We start from the raw sequence: 24,581 nt of genomic DNA, 5'->3' as shown, positions 1-24,581 counted from the left end.
GCGGGGTGCATCAAGGGCAACGCCTCAGCCTTTGTCTTGCCACGTAACGCAACAGGCCTGTGAGCCCCACTGCAGCCACGGTCAAGCCTACGACCAGGGCAATCCAGAACCCTTGCGCGGCCATCGGCTGGGCAGGGACCCACGGCAACCACGCCGGTGCGATGCCCAGCGCGTAACCCAGTGGCAAAGAAAAGATCCAAAACGCAGTGAGGTGAATCACCATGGGCGAACGCGTCACCTTGTAGCCGCGTATGGCGCAGCTGGTCGCCACTTGCGTGGCATCGGACAGCTGGAAGATCGCGGCCAGAAACAGCAGGTGCGCCGCCACAGTGGCGACGGTCTCATCATTGGTATAGGCGGCTGCAATCTGCTGGTTGAAGACCGCCATGAAGGCGGCTGTCACGGTGGCACAGAGCAGCGCCGTGCCCACGCCCACCCAGGCGCGAAAGCGTGCCGCCAGAGGGTCACCGGCGCCCAGCGATTGACCCACCCGGGTCAGAATCGCCACCCCCAGACTCAGGGGCACCATGAACACCAGCGAAGAAAAATTCAGGGCAATCTGGTGCGCCGCCACCTGGGTGCTGCCAAACTTGGCTACCAGCAGCGCAATCAGGCTGAAGGCGCTGGTCTCTGCAAAGTAGGTCACGCCGATGGGCAGACCCAGTTTGAGCAAACCGCGCACCTGCGGCCAGTGGGGCCACTCAAAGCGCTCGAACGGCCAGGTGCTGTGGTAGGCGCTCGAGCGGCGCATCCACCACAGCAAACCGGTTAGGTTGAACCACACGCACAGCAGGGTGGACCAGGCGCAGCCCAGGCCGCCCAGCCGCGGAAAGCCCAGGTTGCCAAACACCAGCAACCAGTTGACCAGTCCATTGAGCAGCAGGGCGCCCAGGGCCATCATCATCAGGGGTTTGGTCTGGTTCAGGCTGGTGCTGTAGCCGTAGAGCACGCGGTAGCAGGCGAAGGCGGGCAGGGCAAAGCTGGTGATGTGCACAAAGTCCTTGGCCATGTCACGCACCAGCGGCTCCAGCGCCAGGTGGTCAAACACCAGCGTCGACACGTTGGCGAAAACAAAGGCGATGCTGCCCACGCCTAACGCCTTCCAGAGGGCCTGGCGTACCACGGACGGCACCTGCGTGAACTCGCGTGCGCCCACGTGGTGGGCCACGATCGGGCTGATCGACATCATGACCCCCATGAGCGTGATGATGACCATGTTCCAGATCGACACGCCCAGCGAGACCCCGGCCAGGTCCTGTGCCGAGGCGTGCCCGGCCATGGCGACGTCCACCACGGCCATGCCCACGTTGGCGAGTTGGCCGATCAGGATGGGCCAGGCCAGCAGCCACAGGGCGCGGGCTTCAGAACGGGTTTGGGCGCGGAGATCGGGGGATGACAGTCGGCGCAGGGTGTACAGCGTGGGCATTCAACGCCCACGCAAAAACAGGGCATCCAGATCGCGAATGGTGATTTGTCGCCAGGTCGGGCGGCCGTGGTTGCACTGGTCGGAGCGGTCGGTGGCTTCCATCTGGCGCAGCAGGCCGTTCATCTCGTCCAGCGTGAGGCGCCGGTTGGCCCGCACGGCGCCGTGGCAGGCCATGGTGCCCAGCAGCTCGTTTTGAGCCCTCTGGATGACCGTGCTGGCGTCGTGCTGCGCCAGTTCGGCCAGCACACCACGGGCCAGCTCCACGGCGTCGCCTTGTGCCAGCGTGGTGGGCACCGCACGCACGGCCAACGTTTTGGCGGAGAAGGGGGTGATTTCCATGCCCAGGGTTTCCAGCACCGCCACACTTCCCTCGGCGGTGGCGACCTCCTGCGGGGTGGCGGCAAAGGTGGCTGGAATTAAAAGCTGTTGGCTGGCGATGCCTGGGCGTCCGGAGCCGCCTGCGTTGCCGGAGGTGGCTTCCAGTTGGGCCTTGAGCCGCTCGTACACGATGCGCTCATGCGCGGCATGCATGTCCACAATGATCAGGCCCTGCGTGTTTTCGGCCAGGATGTAGATGCCTTGCAGCTGGGCCAGGGCCCGCCCCAGCGGCCAGTCGCCGGGGGGTAAATCCGTGGCCACCGCAGTGGCGGCAGGCGGCGCACGGTAGGTTGATGGACCGAACGCATCGGGCGTTGCCGCAAGGGTGTCCGTTGACCCGCCTGCACCCCACAGCGCGCCCAGGTCACTGACGTGGTGTCCGCTTTTTGCTCCGAAATTAATAGCTGGTTGCGCAGAGTACATGGGCGCTACAGCCCTATTTGGCATAAATTCTGCGGCTGTGGCGTCCGCGCTGCCTGCATGGGCCGACGCCGCGGCCAGGGCGGCACGTGGTGCGGCCAGCGCGTCTTCCACGGCGTGACGCACGGCCTGGTGCACTTCGCGGCTGTCGCGAAAACGCACTTCAATCTTGGTGGGGTGCACGTTCACGTCCACCCGGGTGGGCTCAATCTCGATGTACAGCGCATAGACCGGCTGGCGGTGGCCGTGCAGCACGTCTTCATAGGCGCTGCGAGCGGCGTGGGTGAGCACCTTGTCGCGCACAAAGCGGCCGTTCACGTAGCAAAACTGCTGGTCGGCCCGCGAGCGCGCAGCGTCCGGAATGCCTGCACGGCCCCACACCCGCACCTGCGGCGTGTTGTCGGGGCGGCTGGTGCTGGTTTTGTAATCGACCCACACCGAACGCTCCACGAAATCGGTGCCCAACACATCCGCCAGGCGCTGCTCCAGCGCCGCCAGCGCGTGGGCCTGGCTCTCGCTGCGGCGCCACTGCTCCACCAACTTGCCCTCGTGCCAGATGGCAAAGCCCACATCAGGCCGCGCCAGCGCGTGGCGGCGCACGGCCTCCACGCAGTGCGCCAGCTCGGTGGCATCGGTTTTCAGGAACTTGCGCCGCGCCGGGGTGCTGAAAAACAGCTCTTTGACTTCAACGGTGGTGCCGGTGCTGCGCGCCACGGGTTGGGTCTCCCCCGTGCGGCCATCCAGTAAATAAGCACTGTTTTGGCCTGTAGCCCTTGATAGTATTGCACAGTCAGCTATTGAATTGATAGCGGCCAGCGCTTCACCCCGAAACCCCATCGTGCCCACCGATTCCAGGTCCGAGAGGTTGCTGATCTTGCTGGTGGCGTGGCGTTTGAAGGCAATCGGCAGCTCCTCGCGCAGGATGCCCATGCCATTGTCTTCCACCGAAATCAGCCGCACACCGCCTGCCAGCAGCCGCACCGTGATCTGCGTGGCGCCCGCGTCCACCGCGTTGTCCACCAGTTCGCGCACCACCGAGGCGGGGCGCTCCACCACCTCACCGGCGGCAATCTGGCTGATCAGCTCGTCGGGCAGTTCACGGATGGGGCGGCGGGGGGCGGGGGAAAGAATAGCGTTCACTGAACCATTTTAGATAGATACCGTGCGCTGGCCCCTCATGCGTCACGGGGCTTTCTTGTGAGCAGGGATAATCCTGCCCCATGGAAATCATTACCTTCATCTTCGACTTCATCCTCCACGTAGACAAGTACCTGGAGGCCTTTGTGAGCAACTACGGCTTGTGGGTTTATGCGCTGCTGTTCCTGGTGATTTTTGTGGAAACCGGTGTGGTGGTCATGCCGTTTTTGCCGGGAGACTCATTGCTTTTTGTGGTGGGTGCCATGTGTGGCGTGGGGCTGATGAGTTATCCGCTGTCGGTGGGCTTGTTGCTGGCCGCTGCCGTGCTGGGAAACCAGTCCAACTATGCGATGGGGCGCCACTTTGGGCCTCGCGTGTTCAAGTGGGAGAACTCAAAATTCTTCAACAAGGCCGCCTTCAACCGGGCGCATGATTTTTATGAGCGTTACGGTGGCGTCACGCTGGTGGCCGCGCGCTTCATGCCATTTGTGCGCACCTTCGCCCCATTTGTGGCGGGTGTGGCCAAGATGAACCGGGCCAAATTTACCTTCTATGACATCACCGGCGGTGCGCTGTGGGTGGTGGGCATCATCACCATCGGCTATTTCTTTGGCAACATTCCGTTTGTAAAGGCCCACCTGGACAAAATCATCTGGGCGATGATTTTGATTCCAGGTCTGCTGGTGGCTTTTGGCGCCTGGAAGTCACGCCGCAAGCCTGTGCAGATGTAGTAGTGCACAGGCCCCGGTCAACGCCGTTCAGGCGAGGGCTTCGGCGGGCAGGTCTTCCACCGCTTTGGCCCCGGTCATCACCGCGACGGTGTCGCTCATGCTGATGACCTTGGGGTTGACCACCGCCGCACGGCGACCCAGACGCTGGATGTGAATGCGGTCCGCCACCTCAAACACATGCGGCATGTTGTGGCTGATCAAAATCACCGGCAGGCCTTTGTCGCGCACCCGGCGAATCAGCTCCAGCACCATGTTGCCTTCTTTCACGCCCAGGGCGGCGGTGGGTTCGTCCATGATGACCACGTGCTGCGCAAAGGCGGCAGCGCGCGCCACGGCCACGCATTGACGCTGGCCGCCTGAGAGGGTTTCCACCGCCTGCGTCATGGAGCGAATGCCGACCTTGAGGTCGTTCATGCGCGTGATGGCCTCGTGCAGCATCTTCTTCTTGTCCAGCGAGCGAAACACGCTGCCCAGCACGCCGGGCCTGCGCAATTCGCGCCCGAGAAACAGATTCTCGGCAATCGACATGGCGGGCGCCACGGCCAGGTCCTGGTAAACCGTCTCAATGCCGTGGCGGCGCGCATCGATGGGGGAGCGAAAGCGCACGGCCTTGCCATCAAGTTCGATGCTGCCTTCATCCGGAATGGTGGCGCCCGACAGCGCCTTGATGAGGGACGATTTTCCCGCACCGTTGTCGCCAATCACCGCCAGGATTTCACCCGCGCGCAACTCGAAGTCAACACCATCGAGTGCCGTCACACCGCCGTAGCGTTTGATCAGCCCGGTGGCCTTCAGAATAATTTGGGGGGTGCTCATCAGCGTGCTCCCTTGCGTGAAAGTTGATCGGCGGCCACGGCCAGAATGACCAGAATGCCGGTGATCAGGGTTTGATAGACAGAGGGCACGTCCATGAGGGTCAGGCCATTGCGGAACACGCCCACAATGACCGCGCCCACCAGCGAGCCCAGGATGACGCCGCGCCCACCAAAGAGCGAGGTGCCGCCCAGCACCACGGCGGTGATGGCGTCCAGGTTCTCGGTCTGGCCGGCCTGCGGGTCACCCACACCAGTGCGAGCCACCGACAGCATGGCCGCAATGCCGTACAGCACACCCGCCAGCACATACACACCGAGCAGCACGCGTTCGACAGAAATACCGCTCAGGCGTGCCGCTTCAGGGTTGTTGCCCACGGCATAGACGTGGCGGCCCGAGGCCGTGTCGCGCAGCAGGTGCCAGGCCAGCACGTACAGCAGCACCATCACCACCGTACCCCAGGCAATCGCCGTGTCACCTATGTTGAAGGTGTTGCCCAGCGCGGTCATGGAGTCCGGCAGGTTGTTGACGGTCTGCGCTTCCGAATAAATTTGCGTGATGGCAAAGGCGATGTTCATCGTCCCCAGGGTCACGATGAAAGAAGGCAGTTTGACGCGGGTGACGAGCAGGCCATTGAGCAGGCCAAAGGCCGCGGTGACGCCCACGCCGCACAACACGCCCAGGTAGGGAGGCATGCCCAGGTCCATGGTGAATTTGGTCATGACGATGCCGCCCAGGGCCATCACCATGCCGCAGGACAGGTCAATACCAGCGGTCAGGATGATCAGCGTCTGGCCGATGGCCAGGAGACCCACCACCATCACCTGTTGCAGTACCAGGGAGAGATTTTGACCGGTCAGAAAGCGGTCGGATTGCGTGGCAAAAAACACGCAGGCCGCCAGCAGGGCGAGCCAGGGACCCAGCATGGCCCAGGGAATGTGTTTGGGAGAATTCGTTGCCATTTGGAATTACCGGTTGGCGCGCGAAAGCGCATGAAAAAAATGGAGAAAAGGCCCGGCGTGGCTGGCAGTGCAGACGCGCCGGGCGCTTGGGTTCAACAGGGCTTACGCCCGTGTCAATTTACTTCTTGCCCCAGCACAAAGCGGTGCCGGTCTTGAGGTCTTTGCTGTCCACGCCCGCGACAGCCTTGTTGGCGATCAGGGTCACGCCAGTGTCAACATAACCGCTGGCCTTCTTGCCGCCCTTGGCGTACTCAACACCTGCAGCCACGCCCATGGCGGCCATCTTCAGGGGGTATTGTTGCGAGGTCGCGGTGATCACGCCCTTGCCCACGTCCGCAATGCCGGCGCATCCGCCGTCCACCGACACGATCACAACGCCTTTTTCCTTGCCGGCTTTTTTCAGTGCGTTGTAGGCCCCGGCAGCGGCTGGCTCATTGATGGTGTAAACCACATTGATGGTGGGATCTTTTTGCAGGCAGTTTTCCATGGCGGTCTGGCCCTTGGCCTGGTTGCCGTCGGTGTCACCGGCGCAAACAGTCTCGGCCGTCTTGGACAACTCGTTGGACTTGGCGTCATTCGCGGCCAAGCCGAAGCCCTTCATGAAGCCGTTGTGACGCTGCGCGCCCACGGGGTGGCCGGGGAACAGGTCGAGCATGGCGATCTTGGCAGGCTTGCCCGCCATGGCGGCTTTGGCGTACTGGCCAATCAGGATACCGGCCTGGTAGTTGTCGGTCGCGAACAGGGCGTCAGCGCCGTCAAACGGGCTGTCCAGGGCGATGATTTGCACGCCTTTTTCCTGGGCCTTTTTCACGGCGGGCAGGATGGCATCGCCAGAGGAGGTGATCAGGATGGTCTTGGCGCCACGGGCGGTCATGTTCTCAATGGCGGCGATCTGGGAGGCGGTGTCGCCATCCTTCTTGCCCGATGCGCTCATCAGCTTGGCGCCGAGTTTTTTGGCTTCGGCTTGCGCGCCTTCCTTCATCTTCACGAAGAAGGGGTTGGTTTCTGTCTTGGTGATCAGACCAATGATGGGCTGCTCGGCCGCGAAGACGCTGGACGTCGCAAGCACCAAGGCAGAAAGCATCAGGGTTTGGGTGGATTTTTTCATGAGAAGTCTCCTCAAGGGATGGCGATCGATTTTTGCTAAAAGGGCTGTGAGCCCCGGATTTTTACGCTTTACGTTGGAGCGCGACTGGACTATATTCCCAAACAAGTTACTAAATCAAGTTACTTTAGTTATGGAAAACCCTAATAAACTGCAAATAAGTATGTATTTCCGGAAAGTAATTCAAGGACCACCATGACCCTCTCTTCTCTTTGTCTGGACCGCGTACACCGCCTGCTTGCCTCGGGGCAGCGCAAAATTCTGGGCCTTGTGGCGCCGCCCGGTGCGGGCAAGTCGACCCTGGCGCAGGCGCTGGTGGCGGCTTTTCCAAATGACACGCTCATCTTGCCAATGTTCAGCTGGCCCGTCTGGGCCGGGCCGGGCGCAAAGGTGCGCCGGACACGTTTGACAGTGCCGGCTTTGTGAACCTGCTGGGCCGCATCAAGACGCAGGCAGCAGGCGACACCCTTTACGCCCCCGACTTCCGGCGTGACCTGGAAGAGGCGATTGCGGGAGCCATTGCGGTGGAGTCCACAACGCCGCTGATCATCACAGAAGGTAATTACCTGCTGTTTGACGACGGCCCGTGGGCCGGTGTGCGCCCCGTGGTGGACGAGATGTGGTACGTGGACGAGGCCTTGCGCCACGAGCGCCTGCTGGCGCGCCACATGCGCTTTGGCCGGACCCGGGCGCAAGCGCTGGACTGGATGCGCCAGACCGATGAGCCCAACGCCATGCGCATTGCGCAAACCCGGCACCGGGCCGATGTGATGGTGCCGTGGGACTGAGCGGCTGACGAAGCCGGGTACCTACACCGTGCGGTTGCGGGCCAGTGGCGGGTTTTTGGAGAAATAGCGCTCAATGCCACGCATCAGGGCACTGGCCAGCTGGTCCTGGTATTCGTCGCTGTTGAGCTTGGCTTCTTCGTCGGGGTTGCTGATGAAAGCGGCTTCCACCAGCACGCTGGGAATGTCCGGTGCCTTGAGCACCGCAAAACTGGCTTGCTCCACCTTGCCTTTGTGCAGCTTGCCTACCCGGCCGATTTCACCCAGCATGGCGCCCCCGAGTTTCAGGCTGTCGTTGATCTGGGCCGTGGTGCTCATGTCAAACAACATGCGCTTGACCTGGGCATCCTTGGCCTTGACGTTGAGCCCGCCCACCTGGTCGGCTTTGTTTTCCTTGGCCGCCATCCAGCGTGCGGCCGTGCTGGAGGCGCCGCCCTGGCTCAGGGCAAAGACGCTGGCGCCCTGCGGACGCGGGGTAAAAAAGGCATCGGCATGGATGCTGACGAACAGGTCGGCCTGCACATGCTGGGCCTTTTGCACCCGCACGTGCAGGGGGACAAAAAAATCGGCATCGCGCGTCAGGTAGGCGCGCATGGTGTTGCCCTTGATCGTGGTGGCGTTGATGCGGTCGCGTAGCCGGTGCGCCAGTCGCAGCACCACGTCTTTCTCGCGGGTACCGCCGGGGCCGACCGCGCCAGGGTCTTCGCCGCCGTGCCCGGGGTCCAGCGCGATGATGATCAGGCGGTCGGTGATGTTGGCCGGTTCTTTTGAATCATTTTGGCCTCTGGCCCCCGTGGATGGTGCGGGAGTAGCTATCGATTGTGCAGCAACGGGGGATTTGCCTACGCCCGCTTTGGGTTCGGTGGCATCGGCTTTGGGGCCGGGCTTGTGGGCATGTTGGGCGATGAGGTCGCCCAGGGCATCCGCGGGCGCCGGGGTCGGTGCGACGTCTTTCAACCGCTCGGCAATCAAGGCTTCGAGCGGGTCCACCAGCTGGGTCGGGTACAGATCAAACACCAGCCGGTGCTGGTAAGCCGCCACCGGCGCCAGGGTAAAAACCTGGGGCGTCACAGGTTGCTTCAAATCCACCACCAGGCGCACCACACCCGGGCCGTTTTGCCCCACGCGAATGCCGGCAATGGTGGGGTCCGCCGCCCCGACTTTGGCCACCAGTTCCTTCAAGGCCGGATTGAGTTCGATGCCTTCGACATCTACCACCAGGCGCGGCGGCGTGGGGATGAAAAACTGCTTGGCCTTGAGCGAGGTATCCGATTCAATGGTGACCCGGGAATACTCGGGCGCAGGCCACACCCGCACCGCCAGAATCGTGGCGCCGCGGGCCAGGTGTTGCGTGCCCAGCAAGAGCACCACGGCGCCGGACTGCAGCAGGCTGCGCCGCTTCATGGGCGGGCTCCTGGCGGACCATCCTGCCCACGTTGCGTCTGCGACAGGCCCGGCCCGGTGGCTGCCAGCAAGGTGATGCCGGTCTGCGTTTGCGCCGTCAGCGTGACTTGGCGGGCGTCATCGTCCAGCGCCTCCAGATGAATGACCAGATCGGCCCGGGGGATGAAGCCGACGGCCTTTTCAGGCCACTCGGCCAGCTTGAGGCCGGGGCTGGCAAAGAGGTCGCGAAAGCCCGCGTCTTCGGACTCCCGCGGGTCGCTGAAGCGGTAAAAGTCAAAGTGCCAGATGTTCAGGCCGGGCAGCTCATAGGGCTCCACCACCGCGTAGGTGGGGCTTTTGACGCGGCCCTGCACCCCCAGCGCGCGCAACAGGTGGCGCACCAGCGTGGTCTTGCCGGCACCGAGGTCGCCGTGCAATTCAATAAAGGCATGGCGCAGCGCAGGCTGCACCGCCAGGGCGGCGGCAAACAATTGCGTGGCCGTCTCATCGGGCCAGAGCATACTTTTTACAATCGGCGTGTGACCCACTTCAGCACTCATATCAACAGTAAGCAATTGGTGTCCCAAATTCAGGCCTGGGCCCGGGAGCTTGGATTCTCCCAAATTGGCGTGGCCGGTGTGGATTTGTCGTCATCGGAGGCAGGATTATCGGCCTGGCTGGCCCGTGGTTTTCATGGTGACATGGGCTACATGGCAGCTCACGGCCTCAAGCGCGCGCGGCCCGCCGAACTGGTGCCGGGCACGGTGAGTGTCATCACTGCCCGCATGGATTACCTGCCTGCGAGTACGCCCGACGACTGGCAGGCCGTGGAGTTTGACCGGCTGACCCGGCCCACCGAGGGCATCGTGTCAGTCTATGCCCGTGGGCGGGATTATCACAAGGTTTTGCGTAAGCGTTTGCAACGCCTGAGCGACCGCATCGCCACGGAACTGGGGCCGTTTGGCCACCGCGTGTTCACCGACTCCGCACCCGTGCTGGAGGCTGAACTGGCTGCGCGCAGCGGGCAGGGCTGGCGCGGCAAACACACCTTGCTGCTCAGCCGCGAGGCGGGCTCCATGTTTTTTCTGGGCGAGATTTATGTGGACCTGGCGCTGCCTTTGAGCGAGCCGGTGTCCGGCCACTGCGGCAGTTGCAGCGCCTGCATGGACGTGTGCCCCACACAGGCCATCGTCGCGCCGCACCAGCTCGACGCCCGGCGCTGCATCTCTTACCTGACCATTGAGCATGCCGGGCCGATCCCTGCGGAGTTTCGGCCGCTGATCGGCAACCGCATCTATGGCTGTGACGATTGCCAGCTGGCCTGCCCCTGGAACAAGTTCGCCCAGCGCAGCGCCTTGCCTGACTTTGACGAGCGACAAGGTTTGGCGGGCAGCCAGTTGGTGACCCTGTTTGGCTGGACCGAAGACGACTTTTTGCGTTTCACCGAAGGCAGCCCGATCCGGCGCATCGGGCATGAACGCTGGCTGCGCAATGTGGCCGTAGCCATGGGCAACGCGCTGCGGCAGGCGCCCGACCCGGCGCTGGTCAATGCCCTGAATTCACGCCTGAATGATGCCAGCGCACTGGTGCGCGAACACATCGTCTGGGCACTTGAAATATATAATAAATAGGCCTCTAGCCAAGGTGGAACGTGCGGTAGTAGCTATTTAATTGATAGCATCTGAAGCTTAAGTGGGATGCGTGGCAGAGGTCTCGTACAACTCCAGCGGCAAGCCGTCCGGGTCGGCAAAGAAGGTAAAGCGCTGGCCGGTGAACTCGTCCACCCGCACCGGTTCGACCAGCACGCCCTTTGAATGCAGATGCGCCACGCTGGCGTTCAGGTCCGCCACGGCAAACGCCAGGTGGCGCAGCCCACAGGCCTCGGGGTAAGACGGGCGCGGCGGCGGGTTGGGGAAGGAAAACAGTTCAATCTGCGTGCCGTCGGCCATGGCCAGATCGAGCTTGTAGGACTGACGCGCCGCCCGGTAGGTTTCCGCGACGATGCGCAAGCCCAGCACCTGGGTGTAGAACAGCTTGGAGCGCTCGTAGTCCGAGCAGATGATGGCGGCGTGGTGAAGGCGGGTGATGTGCATGGTCAGGGTCCCCCAAAAGGCGTCATGGGCTTTGGCTAGAGGTAGCGCAGCACGCCCAGCGCAAACGGCAAGCTCACCATGCCTAGCAGCGTGGACAGTGTGACCAGTCCCGCCACATAGGCCCCGTCATAGCCCATGCGGGCGGCCAGCACATAGCAGCTCGACGCCGTGGGCAGGGCCGAAAACGCCAGCAGCATGGTGGTCTGCACCGGGTTGAGGTGAAACAGCTTTGCCAGCCCCAGCGCCACCAGCGGCAGTAAAAAATGGCGGATGCTCAAAATCGCCACGGCCAGTGTTTTGGCCCGGCTCAGCGCGCCCAACTGCATGCCGGCACCCGCCGCCATCAGGCCCAGCGCCAGCGCAGCGGCGCCAATGCGGGTCACCGTGGGTTCCAGCCAGACCGGCATGGAAAAACCCAGAACGTTGGCGAGCAGACCCGACGCCGTGCCAATGATCAAAGGGTTGCGCACCAGCTCGCCCAGCAGCCCGCGTTGCGCATGGCGCGCCATCGGCCAGATGGCGCCCACATTGAAGAGCGGCACGCACACGCCAATCAGCACCGCAATCAGCAACAGGCCTTGCGGCCCGGCAAGGCGGTCGGCAATCGCCAGACCAATGAAGGAATTGAACCGGAAACCCACCTGCGCACTGGCCGCATGGTCCCGCTTGGGAATGTGTTGACTCAGCCAGGGCCAGTGCGGCAGCGAATAGGCCAGTGCGATGCCGATGAGCCCCAAAGCCCAGCCCGCGCCAATCAGGCTGGACGCTGCACCCAGGTCCAGCGGGCTTTTCACAATCGAATGAAACAGCAGGACGGGGAACAAAAAGTAATAGACCAGGGTTTCCACCTGCTCCCACACGGTACGGTTGAGGGCGGTGTAGCGGCAGACCAGGTAGCCGCACAAGATCAGGGAGAAGTCGGGGAAGAGGAGTTGGGCGTAATTCACGTTTTGAGAATACCAGCGAAACCAGCCGGTTTCCCGGGTTTGCCCCTACGTGTTTCCCGTAGAAAGGCGCGTCTGCCGGACGGGTAATATCGGGCCTGATCGTTCATGCCATTCGGCACCTCAGGAGCTACTCCACCATGCACCGTCGAAGTCTTATCGCGTTGAGTCTTTTTGCTGTTGCGGGCTCTGCCCTGGCGCAGGGTTACCCGAACAAGGTCATCAAATTGCAAGTGCCGTTTGCACCGGGTGGCACCACCGACATCATCGCCCGCACCGTCTCGGATGCACTGGGCAAGGCGCTCGGTCAACCGGTGATCGTCGAGAACAAGGCCGGTGGGGGTGGCGTGATTGGCGCCAACGAAACCGCCAAGGCCGCACCGGACGGTTATTCGCTCGGCATGGCCACGGTGTCCACCACGGCGGCCAACCCGGCCATCAACCCGCGCATTCCGTACAACCCGCTGACCGATTTCACAGCCATCATCAACATTGCGGCCACGCCCAATGTGATTGCCGTGCACCCCAGTTTTCCGGCCAAGGACTACAAAGGCTTTATTGCCGAGCTCAAAAAGAACCCTGGCAAGTACTCGTATTCCTCCTCTGGCACGGGCGGTATCGGGCATTTGCAGATGGAGTTGTACAAGAACCTGAGCGGCACGTTTGTCACCCACATTCCGTACCGGGGCGCCGGTCCGGCGCTCAACGACACCGTGGCCGGGCAGGTGTCGATGACGTTTGACAACATGCCGTCCTCATTTCCCTTCATCCAGTCCGGCCGTCTGGTTCCCATCGTGGTGGCGGCCTCCCAGCGCATGTCGCAACTGCCCAATGTGCCCACCTTCAAGGAGGTCGGGCTGGAGCCGGTGAACCGCATGGCTTATTACGGCATTTACGGCCCCAAAGGCATGCCCAAGGACATCGTGGACAAGATCAATGCCGGTGTGCGCAAAGCGCTGGAAGATCCTGCTGTGCGCAAGCGGATTGAAGAAACCGGCTCCATCATTGTGGCCAATACGCCCGAGCAATTCGCGGCGCAGATGAACGCCGAGTACGAGGTGTATAAAAAAGTGGTGGACTCGGCCAAACTCAAGCTGGAGTGAAGCCCGCCGTGATGCACGGTGACGCGTCCATTGATGCGTTCACCGACGCCCTCTGGCTGGAGGAGGGCTTGTCAAAAAACACGCTCTCGGCCTACCGGCGCGATTTGACTCTGTATGTCACCTGGCTCCAGGCGCGCGAGCGGGTGTTGACCGACACGTCGGAAACCGACCTGAACGCTTACTTTGCCGCCCAACACAGCGTGACCAAAGCCACCACGGCAAACCGCCGGTTGACGGTGTTCAAACGTTATTTCCGCTGGGCGCTGCGCGAGCGTCTCATCTCAATCGACCCGACCCTGAAGCTGCAGGCGGCCAAACAGGCCTTGCGCGTACCCAAGACCCTGACCGAAGCGCAGGTGGAGGCCCTGCTCTGGGCGCCCGATACCGGTACCAACCTGGGCGTGCGCGACCGCACCATGCTGGAGCTGATGTATGCCAGTGGCCTGCGCGTGAGCGAGTTGGTGACATTGAAGGTGTTCAACGTGAGCCTGTCCGACAACGTGCTGCGCGTCTTTGGCAAAGGCAACAAGGAGCGTCTGGTGCCGTTTGGCGAGGTGGCCAGTGTCTGGATCAAGCGTTACCTGGCAGGCGTCCGCACCAGCCTGCTGGAGGGCAAGCAGACCGAAGACCTGTTTGTGACCCATCGCGGGGTCAAGGCGGGCTCGGCCATGAGCCGGGTGATGTTCTGGATGATTGTCAAAAAACATGCACTGGGCGCTGGCATCACCGTGCCCTTGTCTCCGCACACCTTGCGCCACGCGTTTGCCACGCACTTGTTGAACCACGGGGCCGATTTGCGTGCGGTGCAGATGCTGCTCGGGCATGCCGACATTTCAACCACCACGATTTACACCCATGTGGCGCGTGAACGGTTGAAGACCTTGCATGCCCAGCATCACCCGCGTGGGTAAATGGCCTGTGGCCCGGCCCGGCCGTGCTTCAGTCCGCCAGTGATTCGGCCCAGGCCAGCGCCTGCAGATGCGCCCAGTTCACCTGTTGATTGGTCAGCTGCAGGGCATTGGCCGTTTTGCCAAAAACTTCGTCGTCTGCTGATTCACAGGCTTTGGTCAGGGTGAGAAAAGGGGCCAGCACGCCGGTGTTGTGCAACAGGGCATTCGTGACGGTTTCGGGCAAGGAGATGGACTCCAGCGCTTTTTCCAGGGGGACGCCCAGCATGGTGTCCAGCAAAGAAAATACCCCGACCACAAACGCGTTGTCACATTCTTCGGGCGACAGCAACTCGGCGGCCAGCAATTCCATCAAGCGCCCGCGCACCACGGCCATGTTGCCCACGGCCGGCGAGGCGCCTCCGGCACGGGACGAGGTCATCAGCAAAGCCGCCCAGCGAAACAGCTTTTTCAGGCCAAGAATCATCACCGCATGCCGAAAGGACGTGATCTCGCAACTCAGCCCGAACCCCGATGAATTGATGAAACGCAGCAGGTTGAATGAGAGGGTCGGGTTCCGTTTGAGAACTTCTTCAATCTCAAACGTGCTGGCCTGCTTGCGCACCAGGTTGATCAACTGAATGATGGCCGCTTGCGCCGGGCGAATGGTTTGGCCGGTCACGAGTACCGGCATGGCAAACCAGTAACCCTGGAACAGCTTCACACCCAGGCTGGCCGCCATGTCGTGATGGGCCGCGGTCTCGACCTTTTCGGCAATCAGCCGGGCAGGAGATTTTTTTTTCGCCAGTTCAACGCTGGACTTGAACGCCTCGGGCGTGAGCCGCAACAGGTCCAATTTGATAAAGGCGGCCAAGGGCAACCAGCTGGCATAGGGTTCGCTCAAAACGTGGTGGTCAAAAGCCAGCCGGAAGCCCCGCTTGGCAATTTCGGTCAGCGTCTGCAGGAGCGCCTCGATGTCTTCTTCGGTGGGCGCGGCCAGTGGTGGAATTTCCAGCACCACCCGGCCAGGCTGGATGAGTTCCAGGTGTCCGCCGGCCAGCGTTTGATGGGTGCAATTGATGAACAGCGTTTTTCGGTCGGCCAGCACTTCGGCGTCGGCGTGGGACAGCACGTTGAACAGCAATGCCGCATCACTGGCGGCCGTGTGCAGATCCGAGGCGAGCGAGCGATCAAACAACTCGTAACCAAATACCGAGTTGTCGGCTTCCAGGATGGCTTGGCGCGCAATGGCCGCAGAATCTCGTGCCAGCAGGTTCGGCGAGTTTTCAGTTTCAGGTAAGTTGGACATCAGGCACCATGAAATTGAATCGATTCATTTTACGGAGCAATCACGGGGAGGTCTGTGCGGCAGGGCGCTTAAGTCAGGCGCTGAGCAGCGCCAGTTCAACTTCATCGAACCCTGCCGCCCGGCGGGCCGCCATATTGAAAGGGCCTTTGAGGGCCTTGGCGCCATACATTTTTGACAGGGTGGCATAGGTGCTGACATGGTCCAGACCTCTCAAGGTACAAAGGTGGCGATACCAATGGTTGCCGATGGCCACATGCCCGATTTCATCGCGCAGGATGATGTCCAGTATGTCCGCACCCTGGCGGTCCCCGACGGAGATGAGTTTGTTTTTGATGGCCGGTGTGGCGTCCAGCCCCCGGGCCTCCAGTGTGCGGGGCACCAATGCGAGCCGTGCCAGCAAGTCATCCTGGGTCTTTTCGGCCATTTCCCACAGGCCGTCATGTGCGGGGAAATCACCATACGTGAAGCCCATGTCGTTCAGGTGCTGGTCCAGCAGCTGAAAATGCAAGGCTTCTTCCCGGGCGACTTGCAGCCAGTCAAGGTAGAAGCGCTCGGGCATGCCGTCAAAGCGCCACAGCAGGTCAAGCGCCAGGTTGACGGCGTTGGCTTCAATGTGGGCCAGCGCATGAATCAGGGACGCCCGTCCTTCCGGCGTGCCGGGGGCGCGTGTCTTCAGTTGGGACGGATGAACCAGGACGGGGCGCGCCGGGCGGCCAGGAATGCCCTCCCGCCCGGCGATGATTTCTGACGCGTCGATGCCCAACGCGTCGGTGTCCAACCGACGAACAGCCGTCGCCTTTTCTTGCGGAGACTCGATCAAAAGCAGGTCTTGAGCCTGCCTGCGGGTTGGGTTTTGTGTCGACATCGTCATGCTTGAGCTTCCATCCTTACAATTCTAGGCATATTGAATGATCGGACTTGACATGGCAATTTATGAACTCGATGGCGCTGCCCCGGAAATCGCCGACTCGGCCTGGGTGGCCGACAGCGCGCAGGTGATGGGCCGAGTTGAACTGGCCGAGGACGCCAGCGTCTGGTTTGGCGCGGTGGTCCGGGGCGATACGGAGACCATTCGCATCGGGCGTCGTACCAACATCCAGGATGCCAGCGTGCTGCATGCGGATGTGGGCATGCCGCTGACGCTGGGTGACGACGTGACGGTGGGCCATCAGGTCATGCTGCATGGCTGTACGGTGGGCGACGGGTCTTTGATTGGGATTGGCGCCATCGTGCTCAATGGGGCCAAAATTGGCAAGGGTTGCCTGGTGGGGGCGGGTTCTTTGGTCACCGAGGGCAAGGAATTTCCGGATGGCTCCATGATTCTGGGCAGCCCCGCCAAGGTGGTGCGCCAGCTCACGCCGGAGCAATTGGAAGGCTTGCGGCAAAGTGCCTTGCATTACGTGGCGAATGCCCGTCGTTTTCGTGTTGGTTTGAAAAAAATTGCGTGAGGACTCTCCGTGCTTGAGATCCCGAATTTGAATGGAAAAAGTTAGTGTCTGAAATTCACAAGTTTTTGTTTGAGGGCTTGCCGGTACGCGGCGTGGTGGTGCGCCTGACCGATGCCTGGACCGAAATCCTGCGCCGCCGGGCGTCCGGCAGTGCCGCTGGCGCCTATGCCCCGCCGGTGCAAAACATGCTCGGCGAAATGATGGCTGCGGCCACCTTGATGCAGTCGAACATCAAGTTCAACGGCTCGCTGATTCTTCAGGTCTTTGGGGATGGGCCTGTCAAACTGGCTGTTGCCGAAGTGCAGCCTGATTTTGGTTTGCGGGCCACCGCCACGGTGGTGGGCGAGGTGGCGCCGGATGCCAGCCTGAGTTCGATGGTGAACGTCAATAACGACGGCAAATGCGCCATCACGCTGGACCCCAAAGACCGCTTCCCCGGGCAGCAGCCGTACCAAGGGGTTGTGCCCCTGTTTGGCGACAAGCGCGAGAAGCTGGAAAAACTCAGTGACGTGCTGGAACATTACATGTTGCAAAGCGAACAGCTGGACACCACCCTGGTGCTGGCGGCTAATGACAACGTGGCCGCTGGCTTGTTGATCCAGCGCTTGCCGCTGGAAGGCGCTGGCAACTTAGCTGGCAGCCTGGTGAGTCAGGCCAATGAAGATGAGATTGGCATCAATGAGCACTACAACCGTATCTCCCTCCTGGCCTCCACTTTAAAACGTGAAGAGCTTTTGACGCTGGATGTCGAGACCATTCTCAGGCGCCTGTTCTGGGAGGAGAAAATCGTGCGCTTTGAGCCGACAGCCGACGAGACCGCTCCGCGTTTCTCTTGCACCTGCAGTCGTGAGCGGGTTAGCCGGATGATTCTGGGTCTGGGTGCGGAGGAGGCCGAAAGCATCATTGCCGAGCGCGGCGACATTGAAGTCGGATGTGAGTTTTGTGGGGAGCAGTACCGATTTGATCCGGTGGATGCCGCCCTGATCTTTCGGACTGCAGGGGAATTGCCGCCTTCAACCGGGTCCGTTCAGTAAATCCATTCGGAGTCGGTCCGTGAACACCCTGTGTTCACATTCCGCGTCGCTGCATTTCTCGCAAGACCATTTCCAGCGGGAGGGACGTTTGCGGGAGCGCGATGTGGCCATCCCTTCGCCGTGGGCAATGGCCTGCATCGCACACTGGGTGCGCTCCGCCCCTGAGCCATAGACCACCGTGTAATTCAAGGCCTTGTCCGCCAGTACCTGGCGCAATCGGGCATCGACGGGTTCACGGGCCTGGGGGCCATCGCGTTGAATGCCGTCTGCCACCCACGGCAAGTCCAGACCCATCACCAGGGTGAGGTCATAGTGTTGGTGGTGTTCCAGGGCGAATGCATACAGGGAGAGGTCACCAAACAGCAGGTCGCTGTAGATGGCCGTCATCAGTGCGGTGGTATCGACAATCAGAAAGTCGCTTGGGCTGGCCGATTCAACGCGTCGGGCCTGCTCCATGGCAATGGCGCTTTGCTCATGGGGCCGCGGTGTGCGGCCGTTGTGCCCACACCATTCGCGCAGTACCTCCGGGACTTCAACGACCGTCTTGTTCTGCTGATACAAGGCGTCTGCCAGGTCGCGAGCGAGCTGGGTTTTGCCGGTGCTCTCAGCGCCCAGAATGGCAATCTTCATCGGAACCGATGGGGGAGGTGCTATTTGGCAATTTGCACGTAGATTTCGTTGGACCTGACCATGCCCAACTCCATGCGAGCCTTCTCTTCGACCATTTCGAGGCCTTCTTTGAGGTCTCTTACCTCGGCTGCCAATTGCTCATTGGCGAGTTGCGCCTGCTGGTTCTTCTGGTGTTGATCAGCCAGCTGTTCCATCATGCGCGACACATTGGGCACGCTGCCACGGCCGAACCACAACTGCGCGTGAAGAATCACGAGCAGTGCAATCAAAGCAGCCGGGACAACGCGATTGCCCATCAATCCATTCAGCGCAGGTTATAGAAAGCAGCGCGACCAGGGTAGGTGGCGATGTCACCCAAGTCCTCTTCGATGCGCAAGAGCTGGTTGTACTTGGCCATGCGGTCTGAACGGCTCAATGATCCGGTCTTGATCTGACCGGCATTGGTGCCTACAGCGATGTCCGCAATGGTGGAGTCTTCGGTTTCGCCCGAGCGGTGGCTGATAACTGCCGTGTAACCTGCACGCTTGGCCATTTCGATGGCCGCGAAGGTCTCGGTCAAGGTGCCGATCTGGTTGATCTTGATCAAGATCGAATTGGCGATGCCCTTGTCGATGCCTTCTTTCAAGATTTTGGTGTTGGTGACGAACAGGTCGTCACCCACAATTTGAACTTTCTTGCCCAGACGTTCGGTCAGCAGCTTCCAGCCGTCCCAGTCGTTTTCAGCCATGCCGTCTTCGATGCTGATGATGGGGTACTTGTCAACCCAGGTGGCCATGACGTTGATCCACTCTTCCGAGCTCAAAACCAGGCCTTCGCCGTCCAGACGGTATTTGCCGTCCTTATAGAACTCGCTGGCTGCGCAATCCAGACCCAGGGCGATCTGCTCGCCGGCCACGAAGCCTGCTTTGTCGATCGCCTCCAAAATTAGCTGGATGGCTGCTTCGTGGCTGGCCACGTTCGGGGCAAAACCACCTTCGTCACCCACCGCCACGCTCATGCCCTTGTCGTGCAGGATTTTCTTGAGGGCATGGAACACTTCGGCGCCATAACGAACGGCTTCACGAAAACTCGGTGCACCGACCGGAATGATCATGAGTTCCTGCAGATCCAGGTTGTTGTTGGCATGTGCACCGCCGTTGACCACGTTCATCATGGGCACAGGCATCTGCATCGATCCCATGCCACCAAAGTAGCGGTACAGCGGAAGGCCGGACTCTTCCGCGGCGGCGCGTGCCACCGCCATTGAGACAGCCAGCATGGCATTGGCGCCCAGGCGGGACTTGTTTTCAGTGCCGTCCAGGTCAATCAGGGTCTTGTCCAGGAAGGCCTGTTCGGACGCATCGAGTCCAAGCACCGCTTCTGAGATTTCGGTGTTGATGTGTTCGACGGCCTTGAGTACGCCTTTGCCCAGGTAGCGGCTCTTGTCGCCGTCACGCAATTCAATGGCTTCACGGCTGCCGGTGGAGGCGCCTGAGGGCACGGCGGCACGGCCCATGGTGCCGGATTCCAGGAGCACGTCGCATTCGACCGTGGGATTGCCACGGGAGTCAAGAATTTCGCGACCTACGATGTCAACAATTGCACTCATTGATTTCTTTCAAGATAAATTAAATATCAACCACAACAAAATCTGATGCCAACGACAAACTCAAGGATTGGCGCGACCCCGGCGATGTTGCCCCCTTTTAGGTGAAATTATTCTCCAGGAGAGGAGTTTTTTTGGTTACGTAATCGAGTGCTACCAAAGTTTCAAGCAAAGCTCTCATGTGGTGGAGGGGCACGGCATTGGGGCCATCGCTCAGCGCTTTGGATGGGTCGGGGTGGGTTTCCATGAACAGACCTGCCACGCCAACCGCCACGGCAGCACGGGCCAGCACTGGCACCATCTCGCGCTGACCACCACTGCTGGTGCCCTGACCACCCGGTAACTGCACCGAGTGGGTGGCATCGAACACCACCGGGGCACCCGTGTCACGCATGATGGCCAGTGAACGCATGTCTGACACGAGGTTGTTGTAGCCAAAACTGGCGCCACGTTCGCAGGCCATGAAGTTGTCTTCATTCAGTCCTTTTTCACGGGCTGCAGCGCGGGCCTTGTCGATGACATTTTTCATGTCGCCCGGTGCCAGGAACTGCCCTTTTTTGATGTTGACCGGCAAACCCGACTGCGCCACGGCGCGAATGAAGTCGGTCTGGCGACACAGGAAGGCAGGGGTCTGTAACACGTCCACGACTGACGCTACCTGGACGATCTGGTCTTCCGAGTGGATGTCGGTCAGCACGGGCACATTCAGTTCACGTTTGACCTTGGCCAAAATTTCCAGACCTTTTTCCATGCCGGGGCCACGAAACGTGCCGCCGCTGGACCGGTTGGCCTTGTCAAAACTGCTCTTGAAAATGAATGGAATGCCCAATGACGTGGTGATTTCCTTGAGCGTGCCCGCGGTGTCCATCTGCAACTGTTCAGACTCAATGACGCAGGGACCTGCGATCAGGAAGATGCGGTGTTGCAAGCCAATGTCGAATCCGCAAAGTTTCATCAGGCAGCCACTTTCAGGTTCTTGCCAGCGGCTTGATGGTCCAGCGCCGCTTTGACAAATGCATTGAACAGGGGGTGGCCATCCCACGGGGTTGAATTGAACTCAGGGTGAAACTGCACGCCCACATACCAGGGGTGAACATTTTGCGGGAGTTCGACGATTTCAGTGAGTTGCTCACGCTGGGTCAGGGCTGAGATCACCAGGCCGGACTTGCGCAGGGTGTCCAGAAAATTCACATTGGCTTCGTAGCGGTGGCGGTGTCGTTCAGTCACCACATCGCCATAGATTTTGTGTGCCAGTGTGCCCTTGGCCACATCAGAGCTTTGTGCGCCCAGGCGCATGGTGCCGCCCAGGTCAGAATTTTCATCCCGCACCTTGATGGAGCCGTCTTCGTCTTTCCACTCGGTAATGAGTGCGATCACGGGGTTGGGGCTGTTGGGCTCGAATTCCGTGCTGTTGGCGCCGGTCAGCCCCGCAACGTGCCGGGCAAATTCAATCGTCGCCACTTGCATGCCCAGGCAGATGCCGAGGTAAGGGACCTTGTTCTCGCGGGCAAACCGTGCGGCGCAGATCTTGCCTTCGACGCCGCGAATGCCGAAACCGCCAGGTACCAGAATGGCATCAAATTTGGCGAGCTGGTTGACGCTGTCGGGCGTGATCAGCTCGGAATCGATGTAATCGATCTTGACCCGCACATGGTTTTTCATGCCGGCGTGGCGTAGGGCTTCATTGAGCGACTTGTAGCTGTCGCTCAGGTCGACATACTTGCCAACCATGGCGATGTTGACTTCGCCCTGGGGGTGCTCAATCTCGTAGACCAGGTCGTCCCAGCGTTTTAAGTTGGCCGGAGGCGTGTTCAGGCGCAGCTTGTCGCAAATGAGGCCATCCAGCCCTTGCTCGTGCAGCATGCGTGGCACTTTGTAAATGGTGTCCACGTCCCACATGGAGATCACACCCCAGTCGGGCACATTGGAGAACAGGGAGATTTTCTGGCGCTCTTCTTCGGGGATGGGCCGGTCTGCGCGGCAGATCAGGGCGTCGGCCTGAATGCCGATTTCCCGCAGCTGTTTGGCCGTGTGCTGGGTGGGCTTGGTTTTGAGTTCGCCAGCAGCAGCGATCCAGGGCACATAGCTCAAGTGCACAAAGGCGCTGTTGTTGGGTCCCAACTTCAGACTCATTTGTCGCACGGCTTCCAGAAATGGCAGGGACTCGATGTCGCCTACGGTGCCGCCAATTTCAACAATCGCGACATCGACCGCCTCGGGCGTGCCTACGCGGGCGCCGCGTTTGACAAAATCCTGAATCTCGTTGGTGACGTGCGGAATGACCTGCACGGTTTTACCGAGGTAGTCGCCACGGCGTTCTTTTTCGAGCACGCTCTTGTAGATTTGGCCGGTGGTGAAGTTGTTGGCCTTGCGCATGCGTGTTTCCACGAAGCGTTCATAGTGGCCAAGGTCGAGATCGGTTTCGGCGCCATCTTCGGTGACGAAAACTTCACCATGTTGAAAAGGTGACATCGTGCCGGGATCGACGTTGAGGTAGGGGTCAAGCTTGATCAGAGTGACTTTGAGGCCTCGCGATTCCAGAATCGCTGCTAAGGAGGCTGAGGCGATTCCCTTGCCAAGGGAAGACACCACACCGCCGGTGACGAAGACAAATTTGGTCATGTCAGAGGGAGCTGCACGCTCGGGGAGGTGGTAAAAAGCGATTATACGTGCCTCCACTTGAGACCTTGCCGGGTCGGCCCATGGCCCAGGCTCTGCTACATTGCGGCCCATGAATGACCTTGCTGGAAAACACATTGTTCTGGGGCTGACCGGTGGTATTGCCTGTTACAAGTCGGCTGAGTTGTGCCGCGCCCTCATCAAGGAAGGGGCGACTGTGCAGGTCGTCATGACCGAGGCGGCCGAACATTTCATCACGCCGGTGACCATGCAGGCGCTGAGCAACCGCACGGTTTATGGCTCCCAGTGGGACGCGCGCGAGCCCAACAACATGCCGCACATCAACCTGAGCCGCGAGGCGGATGCGATCTTGATCGCGCCTTGCAGCGCTGACTTCATGGCCAAACTGCTGCATGGACGGGCCGATGATTTGTTAAGCCTGATGTGTCTGGCGCGCCCCTTGGACAAGGTGCCCTTGCTGGTTGCGCCTGCCATGAACCGCGAAATGTGGGCCCACCCGGCGACACGGCGCAATGTGGCGCAGTTGGCGGCCGACGGCGCCACGGTGTTTGACGTGGGCCAGGGCGATCAGGCCTGCGGGGAAACTGGCGACGGCCGCATGCTGGAGCCGCAGGAGCTTCTGGAGGAGTTGGTGGCTTTCTTCCAGCCCAAGACGCTGGTGGGGGCGCACGTGCTGGTCACGGCCGGGCCCACTTACGAGGCGATTGATCCGGTGCGGGGCATCACGAATTTGTCCAGCGGGAAAATGGGTTTTGCCATTGCCCGGGCGGCGCGGGAGGCGGGCGCCGAGGTGACGCTGGTCGCGGGGCCGGTGCATCTGCCAACACCGCGCGGGGTGCGTCGTATCGACGTCAAATCAGCAAAGAATATGCTTGATGCGACCGTGGAACAAGCGCAGGCAGCTATCATTTTTGTAGCAACTGCAGCGGTGGCTGATTGGCGTCCAGCCAGTGCGGCGGATCAAAAAATCAAGAAAGATGGCTCCGGTGAGGTGCCCGCCATGACCTTTGTGGAAAACCCGGACATTCTGGCCACCTTGGCCCAGTCGCCGCGTGGCCGCTCGGGGGCGCTTTATTGCGTCGGCTTTGCTGCCGAAAGCCATGACTTGTTGGCGCATGCGCAGGCCAAGCGCCTTAGAAAAGGCGTGCCTCTGCTGGTGGGTAACATCGGCCCTGCCACTTTTGGTCAGGACGACAACGCACTGCTCCTGGTGGATGAATTCGGTACCAAAGACCTGGCGCGTGATTCCAAGCTCGCGCTTGCTCGCAAATTAATAGCAGAGATCGTAATAAGAATGAGGGCCAGAGGCCAATAATGATGAAAATAGATGTCAAGATCATCGATGCACGGATGACCGAGCAGCTCCCTGCGTACGCCACTCCTGGCAGTGCTGGACTCGATTTGCGGGCTTGCCTGAGTGAGTCGCTCACCCTGCAACCGAATGCCTGGCAACTGGTTCCCACCGGCATTGCCATCTACCTGAAGGACACCAGTTTTGCCGCCATGATCCTGCCGCGTTCAGGACTGGGCCACAAGCACGGGATTGTGTTGGGCAATCTGGTGGGTTTGATTGACAGTGATTACCAGGGGCAACTCATGGTGAGCGCCTGGAATCGCAGTGACGTCGCTTTCACCATTGAACCGATGGAGCGCATTGCGCAGCTCGTGATCGTGCCTGTGGTACAGGCCCAGTTCAATGTGGTGACGGAGTTCCCCGCCAGCGAGCGCGGGGAGGGGGGCTACGGCTCGACCGGCAAGTCCTGATTTG

General features: G+C 60.8%; 24 protein-coding genes and 1 pseudogene. 9 read left to right on the top strand and 16 right to left on the bottom strand.

Annotated elements, in window-relative coordinates; genetic code table 11:
• Window positions 1-10 precede the first annotated feature (10 nt).
• Both AC097N_RS07370 and mutL read right to left on the bottom strand, forming a co-directional pair.
• Window positions 11-1,426 (bottom strand): MATE family efflux transporter, encoded by a 1,416-nt coding sequence (locus tag AC097N_RS07370; RefSeq protein WP_479580246.1) that lies wholly within the window; start codon window positions 1,424-1,426, stop codon window positions 11-13.
• Entirely contained in the window at window positions 1,427-3,364 is a 1,938-nt protein-coding gene (mutL, locus tag AC097N_RS07365) for a DNA mismatch repair endonuclease MutL (RefSeq protein ID WP_479580245.1), read from the bottom strand. It lies immediately after the preceding gene.
• Window positions 3,365-3,444: 80 nt separating this feature from the next.
• On the opposite strand from mutL, the gene AC097N_RS07360 reads away from it, so the two are divergent.
• Window positions 3,445-4,092, top strand: coding sequence for a VTT domain-containing protein (locus tag AC097N_RS07360; RefSeq protein ID WP_479580244.1), 648 nt, complete (start codon window positions 3,445-3,447; stop codon window positions 4,090-4,092).
• A 27-nt stretch (window positions 4,093-4,119) separates the two neighbouring features.
• On the opposite strand, the gene AC097N_RS07355 is transcribed toward AC097N_RS07360, so the two are convergent.
• The 3 genes from AC097N_RS07355 to AC097N_RS07345 form a co-directional block, all read right to left on the bottom strand.
• Window positions 4,120-4,908: an ATP-binding cassette domain-containing protein gene (locus AC097N_RS07355; protein WP_479580243.1), complete on the bottom strand. Its 789-nt coding sequence runs from the start codon at window positions 4,906-4,908 to the stop codon at window positions 4,120-4,122.
• Window positions 4,908-5,867, bottom strand: a complete 960-nt coding sequence (locus AC097N_RS07350; protein ID WP_479580242.1) for an ABC transporter permease — start codon at window positions 5,865-5,867, stop codon at window positions 4,908-4,910. The genes AC097N_RS07355 and AC097N_RS07350 overlap by 1 nt, the downstream gene beginning before the upstream one ends.
• A 118-nt stretch (window positions 5,868-5,985) precedes the next feature.
• The gene (locus AC097N_RS07345; protein WP_479580241.1) at window positions 5,986-6,975 is read right to left on the bottom strand and encodes a substrate-binding domain-containing protein; all 990 of its coding nucleotides are present in this window, start codon (window positions 6,973-6,975) and stop codon (window positions 5,986-5,988) included.
• Between the two features lie 192 nt (window positions 6,976-7,167).
• Between AC097N_RS07345 and AC097N_RS07340 the strand changes: the two are divergent.
• Window positions 7,168-7,760, top strand: a pseudogene (locus tag AC097N_RS07340) (nucleoside/nucleotide kinase family protein).
• Window positions 7,761-7,781: 21 nt separating this feature from the next.
• Here AC097N_RS07340 and AC097N_RS07335 read toward each other — a convergent pair.
• On the bottom strand, window positions 7,782-9,161 hold the full coding sequence (locus AC097N_RS07335) for an N-acetylmuramoyl-L-alanine amidase (RefSeq protein ID WP_479580240.1): 1,380 nt from the start codon (window positions 9,159-9,161) through the stop codon (window positions 7,782-7,784).
• Window positions 9,158-9,700: a tRNA (adenosine(37)-N6)-threonylcarbamoyltransferase complex ATPase subunit type 1 TsaE gene (gene tsaE / locus AC097N_RS07330; RefSeq protein WP_479580239.1), complete on the bottom strand. Its 543-nt coding sequence runs from the start codon at window positions 9,698-9,700 to the stop codon at window positions 9,158-9,160. The genes AC097N_RS07335 and tsaE overlap by 4 nt, the downstream gene beginning before the upstream one ends.
• Before the next feature lie 27 nt (window positions 9,701-9,727).
• On the opposite strand from tsaE, the gene queG reads away from it, so the two are divergent.
• Entirely contained in the window at window positions 9,728-10,771 is a 1,044-nt protein-coding gene (gene queG / locus AC097N_RS07325; RefSeq protein ID WP_479580381.1) for a tRNA epoxyqueuosine(34) reductase QueG, read from the top strand.
• A 57-nt stretch (window positions 10,772-10,828) separates the two neighbouring features.
• On the opposite strand, the gene gloA2 is transcribed toward queG, so the two are convergent.
• Together gloA2 and AC097N_RS07315 are read right to left on the bottom strand one after the other, a co-directional pair.
• Window positions 10,829-11,233, bottom strand: a complete 405-nt coding sequence (gene gloA2, locus AC097N_RS07320; RefSeq protein ID WP_479580238.1) for an SMU1112c/YaeR family gloxylase I-like metalloprotein — start codon at window positions 11,231-11,233, stop codon at window positions 10,829-10,831.
• A 35-nt stretch (window positions 11,234-11,268) separates the two neighbouring features.
• Window positions 11,269-12,180 carry an AEC family transporter gene (locus AC097N_RS07315; RefSeq protein ID WP_479580237.1) on the bottom strand — a complete coding sequence of 304 codons (912 nt, stop codon included), beginning with the start codon at window positions 12,178-12,180 and terminating at the stop codon, window positions 11,269-11,271.
• Window positions 12,181-12,317: 137 nt separating this feature from the next.
• Between AC097N_RS07315 and AC097N_RS07310 the strand changes: the two genes are divergently transcribed.
• Window positions 12,318-13,280, top strand: a complete 963-nt coding sequence (locus AC097N_RS07310; RefSeq protein ID WP_479580236.1) for a tripartite tricarboxylate transporter substrate binding protein BugE — start codon at window positions 12,318-12,320, stop codon at window positions 13,278-13,280.
• A gap of 11 nt (window positions 13,281-13,291) precedes the next feature.
• Window positions 13,292-14,191, top strand: coding sequence for a site-specific tyrosine recombinase XerD (xerD, locus tag AC097N_RS07305; protein ID WP_479580380.1), 900 nt, complete (start codon window positions 13,292-13,294; stop codon window positions 14,189-14,191).
• A 28-nt stretch (window positions 14,192-14,219) separates the two neighbouring features.
• Here xerD and AC097N_RS07300 read toward each other — a convergent pair whose 3' ends face one another.
• Window positions 14,220-15,476, bottom strand: a complete 1,257-nt coding sequence (locus AC097N_RS07300) for an EAL and HDOD domain-containing protein (RefSeq protein WP_479580235.1) — start codon at window positions 15,474-15,476, stop codon at window positions 14,220-14,222.
• A 73-nt stretch (window positions 15,477-15,549) separates the two neighbouring features.
• Window positions 15,550-16,347, bottom strand: a complete 798-nt coding sequence (locus AC097N_RS07295) for a ferritin-like domain-containing protein (protein ID WP_479580234.1) — start codon at window positions 16,345-16,347, stop codon at window positions 15,550-15,552.
• A 52-nt stretch (window positions 16,348-16,399) separates the two neighbouring features.
• On the opposite strand from AC097N_RS07295, the gene AC097N_RS07290 reads away from it, so the two are divergent.
• A complete protein-coding gene (locus AC097N_RS07290; protein ID WP_479580379.1) occupies window positions 16,400-16,924 on the top strand; it encodes a gamma carbonic anhydrase family protein in 525 nt (174 codons plus the stop codon).
• Window positions 16,925-16,968: 44 nt separating this feature from the next.
• Window positions 16,969-17,958, top strand: coding sequence for an Hsp33 family molecular chaperone HslO (gene hslO / locus AC097N_RS07285; protein WP_479580233.1), 990 nt, complete (start codon window positions 16,969-16,971; stop codon window positions 17,956-17,958).
• Here the strand turns inward: hslO and AC097N_RS07280 are convergent.
• The 5 genes from AC097N_RS07280 to AC097N_RS07260 all read right to left on the bottom strand — a co-directional run bounded on the left by AC097N_RS07280 (window position 17,938) and on the right by AC097N_RS07260 (window position 22,795).
• Window positions 17,938-18,588 (bottom strand): AAA family ATPase, encoded by a 651-nt coding sequence (locus tag AC097N_RS07280; protein ID WP_479580232.1) that lies wholly within the window; start codon window positions 18,586-18,588, stop codon window positions 17,938-17,940. The genes hslO and AC097N_RS07280 overlap by 21 nt on opposite strands.
• A 20-nt stretch (window positions 18,589-18,608) precedes the next feature.
• Complete coding sequence (locus AC097N_RS07275; RefSeq protein ID WP_479580231.1) at window positions 18,609-18,884, bottom strand: septum formation initiator family protein; 276 nt, start codon at window positions 18,882-18,884, stop codon at window positions 18,609-18,611.
• Window positions 18,885-18,892: 8 nt separating this feature from the next.
• Window positions 18,893-20,176 (bottom strand): phosphopyruvate hydratase, encoded by a 1,284-nt coding sequence (gene eno, locus AC097N_RS07270; RefSeq protein ID WP_479580230.1) that lies wholly within the window; start codon window positions 20,174-20,176, stop codon window positions 18,893-18,895.
• Window positions 20,177-20,273: 97 nt separating this feature from the next.
• On the bottom strand, window positions 20,274-21,128 hold the full coding sequence (gene kdsA, locus AC097N_RS07265; RefSeq protein ID WP_479580229.1) for a 3-deoxy-8-phosphooctulonate synthase: 855 nt from the start codon (window positions 21,126-21,128) through the stop codon (window positions 20,274-20,276).
• Window positions 21,128-22,795 carry a CTP synthase gene (locus AC097N_RS07260; protein WP_479580228.1) on the bottom strand — a complete coding sequence of 556 codons (1,668 nt, stop codon included), beginning with the start codon at window positions 22,793-22,795 and terminating at the stop codon, window positions 21,128-21,130. The genes kdsA and AC097N_RS07260 overlap by 1 nt, the downstream gene beginning before the upstream one ends.
• 109 nt (window positions 22,796-22,904) lie before the next feature.
• Between AC097N_RS07260 and coaBC the strand changes: the two genes are divergently transcribed.
• Window positions 22,905-24,128, top strand: a complete 1,224-nt coding sequence (gene coaBC, locus AC097N_RS07255; protein WP_479580227.1) for a bifunctional phosphopantothenoylcysteine decarboxylase/phosphopantothenate--cysteine ligase CoaBC — start codon at window positions 22,905-22,907, stop codon at window positions 24,126-24,128.
• A 2-nt stretch (window positions 24,129-24,130) separates the two neighbouring features.
• Entirely contained in the window at window positions 24,131-24,577 is a 447-nt protein-coding gene (gene dut, locus AC097N_RS07250; RefSeq protein WP_479580226.1) for a dUTP diphosphatase, read from the top strand.
• Window positions 24,578-24,581 lie beyond the last annotated feature (4 nt).

This window comes from Rhodoferax sp. LS1R11 (assembly GCF_056521395.1).
Note: the sequence above shows the minus strand (reverse complement) of the source record. Positions and strands in the feature narration are given on the sequence as shown.